Source organism: Streptomyces sp. 378 (genome assembly GCF_030124145.1).
Lineage (GTDB): Bacteria > Actinomycetota > Actinomycetes > Streptomycetales > Streptomycetaceae > Streptomyces.
In genome coordinates this window covers 17,860-29,185 of record NZ_JASKMS010000052.1, presented here as the reverse complement: position 1 = coordinate 29,185, position 11,326 = coordinate 17,860, and the positions used below count along the sequence as shown (strand labels likewise).

Genomic DNA, 11,326 nt, shown 5'->3' with positions numbered 1-11,326 from the left:
CCCGCCAAGGCTTCCTCACCCAGCCAGGACGAGGCCGCTACCAGAAACGGACTTAACGTCCACACAGTTCTGTCGGGGGTCCGTTTCGACGCTGATGGCTTGGATGTAGTGCTCGTTCACCCAGTCGGCGAAGATCTCGTTCTCCCAGTCCGCGCCGACGTCCTCTTCCGCATCAGCGGGGTTGAAGTTCTCCTTGACAGTTCCAGTGACCTTCGCCAAGTCGCCTTCCTCGACTCCCGTCGTGTCGGCCGAGACGACGAGCAGTTCGTCCACGTCCGCCTCCGCGGTGCCGGCGATGGTGAATGCGTCCTCGTTGACAACCTCCTTCACCTCCGCACTCACGGTGACTTCCTCCCCCGCCCACCGGTCGGGGTCCCTCCAGAACGCGTCCTCCTGGACCTCCTCCACATCCGCCCCGGTCTCCGAACCTGCGGTGTCGTCTCCACAGCCCATCAGGCCCGCAATGCCGAGAGCGAAGGCGAACAACAAAGCCGTAGCCCTGCGGCGCGGCCGACCCTTTTCCATGCCGTACATACCGCTGTCCCTCCACCCTGGCCGGTCACCGTTTCGCTCCGAGTGACCGACTCCCAAGGCGGTGAAACCGTGCAAACAGTCCCGCTGTCGGCCAGCCTCCACGCGTGCACCTGCCCGGGCCGCACCTGGCGTGAAGGGGGCGATTCCCGGACTGTCGCCGACCGGCGTTCGACCGAGCGGTGTGAGAGGTCCCGCTCTGCGTGACAGCCCTGCCGGGTGGGTACTCGCCCGGGGCCGCGCAGGGCACATCGGGCCGGCCCGCCCGCCCGGCCGGCCGAGCGCGCTGGGCGCGTGGTCAGGGGCCGGATTCCGTCGACGGCGACGTGCGATTGCCCTCACCGGAACACCTGAAGGGCTCTTGAGGAGCACAGCCCGGCGACGCTAGGAGGCCCTGATGAGAAGTGCCCGGAACGGCCACGGGCCCCGCCCGCGCGTACACGTCTGGCCCGCAGCTTTGCTGCTGAGTCTCACAGCGTTGTCCGGATGCGGAGACGACTCCGGAGGCGGTGAACGGGGCCTGGACATCCGCGGGGTGCAGGAGGCGTTCGACCGCGGTGACGCCGACTCCGTGACCGGTGAAAGGGCGACCTTCAGCGGTCACGTGAAGGACGTGATCTCTCCATGGGCGTTCACCATCGGCGGTGACGAGTTCAGCGATGTCCAGCCGCTGCTGGTGGTGGAAAAGGACCTGCCGGCGCCGGACCAGGACGATCTGGTCCGCGTAACGGGCACCGTGCACGAGTTCGACTTCGCTGAAGTCCAGGATGACCTGAACGTCGACCTCGCGGAAACGCTGTACGAGAAGTTTCGGGGCGAGCCCTACCTCAAGGCCGAAGACATCGACGAAAACATCTCCCAGTGAAGACCCTCTGAGCGACGGCCGCTCCACGTGCGCCGCGGCACACTGCTGGCGTCTACCGGACACCTGCGGTGAGTCGTCGCCCGCCGGGAGGGGACGCCGGCCGTAGCGCTGCTGCCTGCGCCACGGGTCATTACGTCGGGCTGGGGGAGGCATCGTCCTGCTCGTCCACCGAGGTGTCGACGGAAGAGGCAACGATGTAACGCTCCTCGTCCCAATCCACGAGATAGCGGAACTTTCCGCCGGCCAGGGGAAGGCAGGTGATGTCGCCGACGCACTTGGCAATCGCCTGGCCCGCGGTGAAGTCGCGGCCGATCAGGTCCGGGACCTTCGCCGCGGCCGGGTCGGGGACGGTGGTGCGGTGCCTGCAGCGCAGGCGGAGCCCTGCCGGCCCGATCGTCTGCATGATCCGGGCGACGCGCTTGTGATTCACCACCTCGCCGTTCTCCCGGAGCTCGGCGGTGATCCTGGGGACGCCGTAGGTGCCGTCCGAGGCCCGATGAACCGTGCGTATCCGGGCAGCGAGCTTCGCGTCGGCGGCCTGGCGGGCCGCTGGGACCGAGGTCCCCCGACAGGAAGGCTGCCTGTGCTTCGCGTGCACCGCGTGTGCGGGCTGACGGGGGAGCCGGATCCCGCGGATGATGTCGGCCGTGTCCGCGTGCCCAAGCTTTGGGGAGACAGCCGAAGCACCAGGCCCGAATCTGCAGGGGGAGTGCCAACGAAGGGTGCCGCGCCGACTGTCCGCTGCTGGGTTACCCGTGCTTGTCCCTGCGGGCTCCTTTGACCTGAGCGGTGTGTGTCAGGGTCATGAGCAGTAGCCCTCCGGCGAGGTTCCCCGCGCCGGCCAGGAGGATGTTGAAGCCGACATCGGCGTAGGAGACCGTGTCGCCCAGCCATACGCCGAACAACAGGTGCAGGCCTGAGACGACGACGTGGTCGAACGGCCCGAGGGCGAGGAAGAAGCCGACCACGTAGGCGAGGACGATGCGGCTCCCGGTCGAGTCTGCTGCGTGCAGCAGATACGACAGCAGGGTCAGCAGCGTTCCGGCCGCGACTCCGCGGGTGAAGGTGGCCAGACCGCTCTTCGTGGAGATTTCTTTTGCCGCTTCGGCGAGGGCATGGTGCGCTCCCGTGGGGAGCGTTCCTTCTACTGAGAAGATCGCGGCCATGACGGCTCCGCCGACAAGGTTGAGCACCAGTACGACGGTCCACAGCTGGCCCAGTTCCATACCGAGCGCTGGTGCCGGTCGATCGCTGCTGCGACCGGGCCGAAGAAGTTCTCGGTGAACAGCTCGGATCGGCCCACCACAACGAATACCACGCCGATCCCGAAGGCGAGCGCACCTACGAGATGGGCCAGAGAAGGCCCCAGTAGGGGCCTGGCAAGTTCTTCCGCCATCGCGAGCGCCACGATGCCGAACACGATGGTGATGCCGGCGATGAACCCGGTGGATGACTTCTCCAGCGCAGGCATGGCCAGCCGGCGCTCGCCTTCCTCCTTGGCGCGGTGGTAGATCTCCCGGGGCTCTGGTGGTTGAGCCATGAAGGCTTCCCTCCCGGGTGAGTAAGGGGCGGACTGACAGCGCCGTACGGGGCCTGGTCTTCGTCCGCAGGGAGTAGCCCCGATGCATCCCCGAGCTGCATACTGCGGCGCACTTCCGTCCCCGACGGGCCGCGTGCGTCGCTGACCAGCAGTAGCAGTAGTTCGTGGGAGGCAACACCAGTGAGCACGCCGACCGCCGCAACCACCGACCGCTGCGACACCCTCTCGGCTGGGACCGCGTCTGACGGCCCCGAAGGCACGTCTTGCCGTGCGCGGGCTGGACGACCGCTGGGCGAGCCGGAAGGCCTTTCGACGCACCGCTCCACAATGTAGCGGGCCGTGTGCGTTCCTGTAGCCGATCAGGGAAGCGGTAGCAGGCCTTTTACAGGGCTACTGGTGGGTCGCGGTCTTGAGGGTCCAGCCTATTCCTGAACAGCCTTGCGGCAGTGGCGGGAAAGGATGACCTTTCACATCCGTGCTGTATTCGTGGCTCTGGCCGCAGTCGCACTGGTAGATGCCGCTTTCGGGGACCTTTTCGCCGGGGCGGTAGGACTCATCGCTCATGGTTCCTGTGTAACTGGAGGTCGCAGGCCGCGCGACCTGGCAACGCAAAACCACAGGTTGCTGCGTCCTCAGCAACAGGCGTTCTGCCCATCAAGCCAGGAGATGGCAAGAGGCCACGGAAAGGGGACTGAGTGGTTGGGCTGCCTCTGCGCCGTGAGGTCGTCGGCCTGCTGAACCCGGCCGGCCCCGCCGTATGGCTGACGGAGGAGGTCGGTGCCGGCGCGGTGGAGCAGGTCGAAGGCGATCAGGTGAGCCGGGTATTCACGCGCCAGGCGCGCGGTGGTGGCGGGGCGGCGGTTGATCCGCTGCTGCAGGGCTCCGAAGTCCAGCCGGTCCTGCCGGTAGATGATCACCTCGCCGTTTATGGGGGCTATCACGCCTGTCTCATCGACAGCCCCTGTCCGTCGGCATCATTGGTGCGAGCGGGGGATCGAGTGTCATGCACAGCGGGACGGCGATGTGCTGGAGCTTGCTGATGGTCGGTCTGCCTCGCCGCTGACCCGGGGAGCGTTTCCAGCCGGATTCATGGTGTCCCGAGCGGTGCGCTGGATAGGTTGCTCTGATGAAGCTGCCTGCGTACTGGATGACGCGTCCCGCTCCACCCCCGGACCGCAGAATGTGGGCATCCTTCGACCGACTGCTGGAGCAAGCGCTCGCGAACGGTCCCGATGAGCCCATCGACTACCGGCTTGACGCGCCGAAATGGCAGTTCCTCTGCCATGCCGCAGACCGCGGCAGACTGCTGTTGCACGGCTCGGGCGACCCGGCGATCAGCCGCTTCGAACCCCGGCAGCCGGACGACAGCAGCGAGTTCGGCAACCGGCGCGCGGTCTTCGCCGCCGGCGACGGGCTCTGGCCCATGTACTACGCGATCCTGGACCGGGACCACCACCCGATGTCGTTGATCAATGGCTGCGCCCGCCCCGCCAACGGCAGCGAGCGGCTCGGCGAGCCGCACTACTACTTCTCCATCAGCGCGCGGGCGCTGAAGCAGCAGCCGTGGCGTCCCGGCACGGTTTACCTGCTGCCCGCCAGCACCTTCGAGCTGCAGCCGCCGATGCGGGTCGGCGATGTCGCGGTGCAGCCAGCCCAATGGGCAAGTCCCGTACCAGTAACCCCTGTCGCCAAACTGGCCGTGCAGCCGGAGGACTTCCCGTTCCTGGACCAGATCCGCGGCCATGACGACGAGCGCGTCTGGACCCGTGCCGCCGCGGACCCGGATGGCTTCCCCTGGCATGCGGAGACGTGACGCATATGTCGCGGCGCGGCTGAGACTCCCCGGGGCTGAGACACCTGTGCAGGTCACATAACCCCGTCCAGGATCACGCCGGGCGGCAGGCTCATGGCGGCCACGGCCAGATTTATCCAGAGCGCGGTGACGTCGCGGCCGGTCCGCGACTGTAGCCGGACGCTGTCCTCGGTCCGCCACAGCACGGTCCGGTGGCCATCGACCTTGACGATCCGCGCCCGCGTACGCAAGAGGAAAATTCACCCTGCGGCGTCAACTCGACAGGGGGTAGCGTCCCGGCCATGAGCGATCGCGACGCCGATAAGGCGTGGGAGCGGCTACGGGCCAGCCGCTCCAATCCACCTGCCAGAGCCGACACCGGCTCCCGCCGCAAGACGTACGCGTCCGCCCTGGAGCAGGCTCAGCAGCTGTTCCGCGCCGCCGCCGTCGTGGGCCCGGCCACGAGCCCGGTCCTGGTCTTCTACGGCCTCAGCCAGGCCGGCCGTGCCATCACGGCCGCCGCCTGGTCCCTCAAGGGAGAGGACTGGCGCCTCGACACCCACGGGATCAAGGCCACGGGGTTCGACCGGTCCTTCCCCGACATCGAGATCCGCACTGATCCGCCCGGCACCCAGGGCAGCTTCGTGAAGGTCAGCGAGGTCCTCGACTCACCGGTGTGGGATATGGACCCGCTTCGCCTGGAAGACGTGTGGGATCTGCTACCGCCGAACCTCCGCTACCCGCTCACGACCAGGGACCGGCTCACCCCGCTGTACGTCGACGAGGTCAGCATCGGCGCGCACGAGCACCCCCTCCTAGGGACCGTATTGAGTTCCGATCAATGGGTGGCTCGGGTGAGGTCCTTGAGCCAGATCATCGAGGCGCGTAGGTGGAGGCCGGCGAGGTAGCTGTCGGGAGACTTGTCGTACCGGGTGGCGATGCCACGCCAGGCCTTCATCTTGTTGATCAGCCGCTCGACGGTGTTCCTCTCCTTGTAGAGCTCGGCGTCGAAGTCGACGGGCCTACCGCCCTGGGAGCCCTTCTTCTTGCGGTTGGCCAGCTGGTCCTTCTTCTCCGGGATGACCGCACGGATGCGGCGTTTGCGCAGGTGGGCGCGGTTGGCACGGGAGGAATAGGCCTTGTCGCCCGCCACGGCGTCCGGCCGGGTGCGCGGACGGCCCACGGGCAGACGGACGCGCATCTGGTTCAGGACGGGGATGAACTGAGGGCTGTCGGCGGCCTGCCCGGCGGTCAGGAGCAGCACCAGCGGGCGGCACCTGCGGTCGCCGACGAGGTGGATCTTGCTTGTCTGCCCGCCCCGGGAGCGGCCCAGCGAAGCGGCCTTCAGCCGCAGCCGGTGCCGGCGCCGGACGCGGCGCCGCTCCTGCCGTCCGGGGTCGGTGTCGATGTCCTGTCCGGTTCGTCCGTTGTTGTCGCCCCCTTTGACCTGGCTTTTTCTTCGGCCGCGGCCTTCTCCAGCGCGGTGAGGACGTCTGGGCTCAGGTGCATGCCGGCCGCGTCCTGGTGGGCGCGCACGGTGGTGGAGTCGATACTGACCAGGGACAGGTCCACCTCGTCCCGCCGGGCCACCTCCGCGATCAGCCCCTCCAGCAGGGCCTGGAAGACGCCCGCGTCGCGCCACTGCCTAAAGCGGTTGTGCACGGTGGGCCAGGCACCGAACTCAGCCGGCATCTCCCGCCACTGCCCACCGGTCCTGAACCGCCAGATCACCCCCTCGAACTGCTGCCGCAACCGCTCGGGATACGGACCGAACCGGCCGATCGGCAGATAGGACTCGATGAACTCCCATTCAGCGTCGCTCAGTTGCACCTGCGTCATGACACCAGGTCTACCGGCTCACGCCGTGCCGCGAGGTCGAATCCCGCAGATTGATCACAACTGGATACGGTTCCTAACGAAAAACTCAGTAATCACTCGTCCGGTCACAGGCCCAGGACCGTCGCCACCAGTTCGCTGCGGCTGCGGACACCGGTCTTCGCGAACACACTCTTCAGATGGTCCTGCACGGTCGCCGCGGTGATGTGCAGTTCCACGGCGATGGTCCGCGACGGCAGACCGGCGACGACTCGCGCCAGCACGTCCCGCTCGCGCGGTGTAAGCCTGTACGCGAGCAGCAGTATCTCGGCCACGTCGGCGGCCGGCGCCGGATGTACCGTCACGGCGATGGCCGCCGGGTGCGGGCCACCACTCAGCGGCGAGGCCTGGACGGAGAGCCACCGGCCCGAGCGGCCGCGGATGCGTCCGTACGCCGGCAGCTCAGCGCCTCTTCCCCGTGCGGCCACCTCCAGGATCGCGGACGGCAGTTCCGCCTGCGACGGGCCCAGCTCGTCCCGCCAGAGTTTCGCGGCCAGGTTCTCCGAAAACAGCCGCAAGTCCTGGTCGAGCAGGAGCACTCCGGCCTCGGACGGGCCCGCAGCGGTGTCGTCGGGTGCCCGGTGGGCGGCCCGGCGCAGGGCCGCACCGACCGGGGCGGACAGCCGCCGCAGGACGCCGACGTCGGCCGGGGTGAAGTCGGGCCGCCGGCCGCCGCGGAAGAGGGCGACGACGCCCCAGCAGCGGCCGTCCACCACGAAGCCCGCCCGCAGCTCGTGCCGTGCGTCGATCATCGGCAGCACGGTCCGGTAGCGGTGGCTGGATTCCGGATCACCGCCGGTGGCCGCACCGAGCGTGCCTGCGGACACCTCGGAGCGGGCCAGCGCCGCGAACTTCAGGACGTCGTCCACCAGGTACTCGTTGTGCGCGGCGGCCGCGGCCGCCTCCGGTACGAGCCCGGCGCTGACTTGGTCGGCGGTCAGCAGCGTCATCGGGTCGATCGTGCTGAAGCAGTAGGAGTCGGCCGGGATGAGGCGTGTCAGCCGGTCGGCGATCCGGCGGCGCAGTATTCGGGAGTCGAGGTCGAGACGGCAGATCGCCTCGATGCCGCGCACGGTCTCGCGCCGGACCATCGGGGAACTCACCCTTGCCACGGTATCCCAGAAATGTGGGAGGGCCGCCCGACCTCCAGGCGCCTACCGTGGGTCCGAGAAACCCCAGGTCACCGGAGGTACACCGACATGTCCCCGTCCATGCTCAACGTCGGACTAGATCCAGCGCTGGTGGACGACGCGCCCTCGTCACGGGCGGCGTTCCCTGAAATCGACGCCGAGGCGGTCCGGGCCGGAATGGCCGCGGGCCGGGCTCGGCTCGAGGAGCTCGGCCTCAGTGTCGATGTCTGCCTGCTCGACTACGGCCGCACGGCCGAGGCGGTCTTTCGCGCCGCGTTGACCGCCAAGGACTACGACATCGTGCTGATCGGCGCCGGCGTCCGGCTGGACCCGGAGCTGACCCCGCTGTTGGAGGTGCTGGTCAACACCACCCACGAGCTGGCACCCGGCGCGAAGCTCTGCTTCAACGTCAGCCCGACGACGGCTGTCGAAGCCGTCCAGCGGTGGTGGCCCGAACACAAGCCGCTGGTCTAGGCGCTCCATAGCACTCAAGAGACGATTCGATGAACGGGAGGCGGTCTTCCGCCATGTCTGCAAGAGCACTCGAGGACAAGGTCGCACTGGTCACCGGCGGCAGCCGGGGCATCGGCCGGGCGATCGCGGAGCGGCTCGCCCAGGACGGCGCCGCCGTCGGCGTCACCTACGCCCGCGACGAGACGGCGGCGAGCGAGACCGTCGAAAACATCCGCAAGAACGGAGGACGGGCCTTCGCACTCCAGGCGGGGCTGGGCGAACGCGGCGACGCGGCCCGCCTCTGGGCCGCCTTCGACGCCGCGGGCACGGAGCACGTGCCCGACGGGAAGCTCGACATCATCGTCAACAACGTCGGCATCGGGGATTTCGCATCCCTGGAGTCGTTGACCGAGGACGCCTTCGACAAGGTCTTCGCCGTGAACGTGCGTGCACCGTTCTTCGTCACGCAGCAGGGACTGCCGCGCCTGCGCGACGGGGGCCGGATCATCAACATCTCCAGCTCCGTGGCCCGCCTGGCCACGCCGGGAATGATCGCCTACGGCGCCACCAAGGGAGCCCTGGACAACTTCAGTCTCGCCCTCGCCAAGGAGCTGGGCCCCCGGGGCATCACGGTCAACTCGGTGGCCCCCGGAACCGTCCTCACCGATGCCAGCGCGGCCACCCTGCTGGGCGATCCGCATGCCGAGGCGCAAGCGGCGTCTCTTGCCGCCCTCGGCCGGATCGGGCGGCCGGAAGACATGGCCGACATCGTGGCCTTCCTCGCCTCCGACGACGCACGCTGGGTAACCGGCCAGGTCATCGACGCAACGGGAGGCATGGCCCTCTGACGTGCTAAGGAGAGGAACACCGTCGAGCGGCTGATCAACAAGGTGAAGGCCTGGCGTGGCATCGCCACCCGGTACGACAAGTCTCCCGACAGCTACCTCGCCGGCCTCCACCTACGCGCCTCGATGATCTGGCTCAAGGACCTCACCCGAGCCACCCATTGATCGGAACTCAATACGGTCCCTAAGCGCCCCCGTGTGCGACATCCCTGACCGGGTCATCAACGCCGGCACCCGCGAGGCGCTCGCCGACTTCCTGGCCTCGTACCCGGCCGCCGCCCAGCACGAGAGCTACGAGATCACCCACGCCCTCAGCCTCGGTCCGGAAGCGCCTCCGGACTACACCCGCTACAACCACGGCGGCGGCGAATGACGATCAACTGGCTCATGCCCGAGGGCGCAGGCACCGGATTCGACGGAATGGCGACCGGCCCCGAACGGCTGGCGCACCTGCGGACCCTGACCCGCGGCTACGCCGGCGGTCGGTACTTCCTGCCCGTCCTGGGCTCAATGAAGCGGGAACTGCACCCCCTGACGGCCTGGTGGGCCGTGCTGTACGCCCTGTCCATGCTCGCCCGCTACGAGCCCGCAGTCTGGGGCAAGCTCATCAGCGTCGACAACAGCCAGTACGCCGTCCCGATCGAGCGGCTCCTGGAGCGGGCGATCAACCACCTGCCCGTCCTGATCGCGGACGCCATCACCGAGGTGAGCACGTGATTGACCTTGCTCGACAAGCGGCAGGGGGCAGCATAATTCCAGCGACAGCGCTCCGTCCGGTCAGTCACGCTTGATCCATGGCGGCATTCCTCTACGACCGGTTGGTCACGGATCACGAGTACGTACAGCGAGTCAGGCAGCAGCGCCCCAGCGCCCTCCTGCCTGTGATCGCCGCTGCCTCAGCCCGCTGGCACAGCGACACGTGGTGGAACAGCCCATACCGCAAGTACACGCCGTGGGCGCTCGCCGATGTCGCGCGTACCAGCCTCGCCTACGGGAACGAGTACCGCGGGGACGGCAACTGCACCGAGAACGATCTGATGGCAATGCTCGCCGCGTACGCGGCGTTGACCGATCCCCTGGTCCGTCACAACGGCAGCGCTGAATCCGTCGCCAGCTGGCTCCTGCGTACGTCGGGCGAACAGTTCACCTACCAGGAGTCCGGCTTCAACGATCTCGCTCGCACCGCCGCCCTGTTCGGCCAGACGACGCCTGCCCACACCCCCACGTGCCTCATCGACGGATGGGCCGAACAGCTTCTCGGCTGCTCCCTGTCCGACTACGTTGGCGTCACCCAACTTCTGCAGGTAGCCGCGCTGCGGAACGAAGGGCGCTTCGACCCAGCGTGGCTGAGCCAGCCCCAGATGGAGCAGATCTGCTCCATCATTCCCGCGCGCACCATACGAGACGTAACTGAACGTCACTTCGTTATCGATCTCAAGACGTTCAAGGCCGAAAACGAAAAGGGCCGGCTGAGCCGGGACCCCCACCTGCGCCGCTTTGAGTACAACCCACTGCGCGGCCGCCCCTTCTTGTCCGGCTTCGGCACCGGCTACCTCGCTCCCTCATCCCACCTGATCATTCCCAAGGGCAGCCCCCTCGGTCTGTACTACATGGGCATCGCCCACTTCGGGAACGACTTCGCCAAGGAACTCGGGGACCTCTTCGAGCAGTACGTAGGACGCCAGCTTGGCCAACTTGCCGATGCCGAGGTCTACCCCGAGATCATCTATCGGGACGAGCGACGCAGCGTCGACTGGATCGTCGTCTTCGACGACTTGGTCCTGCTCGTAGAAGTGAAGTCCACGCGCCCTCCCCAACAGCTACGTCTTGGCGTGCTGGACCGCACCAGCGCAGCCCTGTGCCAGATCAAGCACGCCTACAAGCAGCTGGAAACCACGGCAGCACTGATCACCGACAGGGATCCGAGCTTCAGGCACATACCCGCAGACCGGCCTGTGCACGGTCTCGTCGTGACCATGGAGCCCTTCCACACCGCCAACGCCCCCTTCCAGAAAGCGATGCAGCCGGACACGGACATCCCCGTGACCGTCTGCAGCGCCACAGAACTGGAGCACCTTGTAACGCTGCGCGACATGTCGGTAAGCCAGCTCCTCTACAAACGCCAGGAAGACCCTCTGGCGTCGACCTACTCCCTCAACACGGTCCTCGTCGGCAAGAACCTCGGACGCAATGCGATCTTGGATGCGGGCTGGGACAGCTACCCGTGGCGGCACGCTGAACGTGCGACCCAGACCGCTGTAGATCAGTAGTACGGGCGAGGAGATGCCGGTCCGC

15 protein-coding genes and 3 pseudogenes are annotated in these 11,326 nt (G+C 67.6%); 9 read left to right on the top strand and 9 right to left on the bottom strand.

Features of this window, described 5'->3' with window-relative positions; translation table 11 throughout:
• Positions 1–15 precede the first annotated feature (15 nt).
• The gene (locus QNO09_RS38085) at positions 16–534 is read right to left on the bottom strand and encodes a hypothetical protein (RefSeq protein ID WP_283974810.1); all 519 of its coding nucleotides are present in this window, start codon (positions 532–534) and stop codon (positions 16–18) included.
• 532 nt (positions 535–1,066) lie between these two features.
• On the opposite strand from QNO09_RS38085, the gene QNO09_RS38080 reads away from it, so the two are divergent.
• Positions 1,067–1,396: a hypothetical protein gene (locus QNO09_RS38080; protein ID WP_283974809.1), complete on the top strand. Its 330-nt coding sequence runs from the start codon at positions 1,067–1,069 to the stop codon at positions 1,394–1,396.
• A gap of 220 nt (positions 1,397–1,616) precedes the next feature.
• On the opposite strand, the pseudogene QNO09_RS38075 reads toward QNO09_RS38080, so the two are convergent.
• From QNO09_RS38075 to QNO09_RS38055, 5 genes and pseudogenes are all read right to left on the bottom strand, one after another.
• Positions 1,617–1,946: pseudogene (locus QNO09_RS38075) on the bottom strand (IS3 family transposase); the annotation flags it as partial.
• A gap of 199 nt (positions 1,947–2,145) precedes the next feature.
• Positions 2,146–2,562 (bottom strand): formate/nitrite transporter family protein, encoded by a 417-nt coding sequence (locus tag QNO09_RS40170; protein WP_283974808.1) that lies wholly within the window; start codon positions 2,560–2,562, stop codon positions 2,146–2,148.
• The gene (locus QNO09_RS40165; protein ID WP_283974807.1) at positions 2,541–2,936 is read right to left on the bottom strand and encodes a formate/nitrite transporter family protein; all 396 of its coding nucleotides are present in this window, start codon (positions 2,934–2,936) and stop codon (positions 2,541–2,543) included. Before QNO09_RS40165 ends, QNO09_RS40170 begins: the two co-directional genes overlap by 22 nt.
• Before the next feature lie 390 nt (positions 2,937–3,326).
• Positions 3,327–3,500, bottom strand: a complete 174-nt coding sequence (locus tag QNO09_RS38060) for a hypothetical protein (protein ID WP_283974806.1) — start codon at positions 3,498–3,500, stop codon at positions 3,327–3,329.
• 68 nt (positions 3,501–3,568) lie between these two features.
• The gene (locus QNO09_RS38055; RefSeq protein WP_283974805.1) at positions 3,569–3,877 is read right to left on the bottom strand and encodes an ATP-dependent DNA ligase; all 309 of its coding nucleotides are present in this window, start codon (positions 3,875–3,877) and stop codon (positions 3,569–3,571) included.
• Positions 3,878–4,062: 185 nt separating this feature from the next.
• Between QNO09_RS38055 and QNO09_RS38050 the strand changes: the two genes are divergently transcribed.
• Positions 4,063–4,749: a hypothetical protein gene (locus QNO09_RS38050; protein WP_283974804.1), complete on the top strand. Its 687-nt coding sequence runs from the start codon at positions 4,063–4,065 to the stop codon at positions 4,747–4,749.
• A gap of 53 nt (positions 4,750–4,802) precedes the next feature.
• Here QNO09_RS38050 and QNO09_RS38045 read toward each other — a convergent pair whose 3' ends face one another.
• On the bottom strand, positions 4,803–4,979 hold the full coding sequence (locus tag QNO09_RS38045; RefSeq protein WP_283974803.1) for a DNA ligase-like domain-containing protein: 177 nt from the start codon (positions 4,977–4,979) through the stop codon (positions 4,803–4,805).
• 51 nt (positions 4,980–5,030) lie between these two features.
• Between QNO09_RS38045 and QNO09_RS38040 the strand changes: the two genes are divergently transcribed.
• Positions 5,031–5,636 (top strand): YaaC family protein, encoded by a 606-nt coding sequence (locus tag QNO09_RS38040; protein ID WP_283974802.1) that lies wholly within the window; start codon positions 5,031–5,033, stop codon positions 5,634–5,636.
• Here QNO09_RS38040 and QNO09_RS38035 read toward each other — a convergent pair.
• Together QNO09_RS38035 and QNO09_RS38030 are read right to left on the bottom strand one after the other, a co-directional pair.
• Positions 5,567–6,567, bottom strand: a pseudogene (locus QNO09_RS38035) (IS5 family transposase). The gene QNO09_RS38040 and the pseudogene QNO09_RS38035 sit on opposite strands and share 70 nt — an antisense overlap.
• A gap of 104 nt (positions 6,568–6,671) precedes the next feature.
• Positions 6,672–7,706 (bottom strand): helix-turn-helix transcriptional regulator, encoded by a 1,035-nt coding sequence (locus QNO09_RS38030; protein ID WP_283974801.1) that lies wholly within the window; start codon positions 7,704–7,706, stop codon positions 6,672–6,674.
• A 96-nt stretch (positions 7,707–7,802) separates the two neighbouring features.
• Here QNO09_RS38030 and QNO09_RS38025 point away from each other — a divergent pair, with 96 nt between their 5' ends.
• From QNO09_RS38025 to QNO09_RS38000, 6 genes and pseudogenes are all read left to right on the top strand, one after another.
• Positions 7,803–8,207 carry a hypothetical protein gene (locus tag QNO09_RS38025; protein WP_056792618.1) on the top strand — a complete coding sequence of 135 codons (405 nt, stop codon included), beginning with the start codon at positions 7,803–7,805 and terminating at the stop codon, positions 8,205–8,207.
• A gap of 53 nt (positions 8,208–8,260) precedes the next feature.
• The gene (locus QNO09_RS38020) at positions 8,261–9,034 is read left to right on the top strand and encodes a glucose 1-dehydrogenase (RefSeq protein WP_055512680.1); all 774 of its coding nucleotides are present in this window, start codon (positions 8,261–8,263) and stop codon (positions 9,032–9,034) included.
• Between the two features lie 6 nt (positions 9,035–9,040).
• Positions 9,041–9,196 (top strand): annotated as a pseudogene (locus QNO09_RS38015) (IS5/IS1182 family transposase); the annotation flags it as partial.
• A 31-nt stretch (positions 9,197–9,227) separates the two neighbouring features.
• Complete coding sequence (locus QNO09_RS38010) at positions 9,228–9,404, top strand: hypothetical protein (RefSeq protein WP_283974800.1); 177 nt, start codon at positions 9,228–9,230, stop codon at positions 9,402–9,404.
• Entirely contained in the window at positions 9,401–9,748 is a 348-nt protein-coding gene (locus QNO09_RS38005; protein ID WP_283974799.1) for a YaaC family protein, read from the top strand. Before QNO09_RS38010 ends, QNO09_RS38005 begins: the two co-directional genes overlap by 4 nt.
• A gap of 77 nt (positions 9,749–9,825) precedes the next feature.
• Positions 9,826–11,301 carry a hypothetical protein gene (locus QNO09_RS38000; RefSeq protein ID WP_283974798.1) on the top strand — a complete coding sequence of 492 codons (1,476 nt, stop codon included), beginning with the start codon at positions 9,826–9,828 and terminating at the stop codon, positions 11,299–11,301.
• Positions 11,302–11,326: the final 25 nt, after the last annotated feature.

Coding starts and splice junctions, on each gene's coding strand:
- QNO09_RS38085 (WP_283974810.1), bottom strand. CDS start 534: ATGTACGGCATGGAAAAGGGTCGGCCGCGCCGCAGGGCTACGGCTTTG.
- QNO09_RS40170 (WP_283974808.1), bottom strand. CDS start 2,562: ATGGCCGCGATCTTCTCAGTAGAAGGAACGCTCCCCACGGGAGCGCAC.
- QNO09_RS40165 (WP_283974807.1), bottom strand. CDS start 2,936: ATGGCTCAACCACCAGAGCCCCGGGAGATCTACCACCGCGCCAAGGAG.
- QNO09_RS38060 (WP_283974806.1), bottom strand. CDS start 3,500: ATGAGCGATGAGTCCTACCGCCCCGGCGAAAAGGTCCCCGAAAGCGGC.
- QNO09_RS38050 (WP_283974804.1), top strand. CDS start 4,063: ATGAAGCTGCCTGCGTACTGGATGACGCGTCCCGCTCCACCCCCGGAC.
- QNO09_RS38040 (WP_283974802.1), top strand. CDS start 5,031: ATGAGCGATCGCGACGCCGATAAGGCGTGGGAGCGGCTACGGGCCAGC.
- QNO09_RS38025 (WP_056792618.1), top strand. CDS start 7,803: ATGTCCCCGTCCATGCTCAACGTCGGACTAGATCCAGCGCTGGTGGAC.
- QNO09_RS38020 (WP_055512680.1), top strand. CDS start 8,261: ATGTCTGCAAGAGCACTCGAGGACAAGGTCGCACTGGTCACCGGCGGC.
- QNO09_RS38005 (WP_283974799.1), top strand. CDS start 9,401: ATGACGATCAACTGGCTCATGCCCGAGGGCGCAGGCACCGGATTCGAC.
- QNO09_RS38000 (WP_283974798.1), top strand. CDS start 9,826: ATGGCGGCATTCCTCTACGACCGGTTGGTCACGGATCACGAGTACGTA.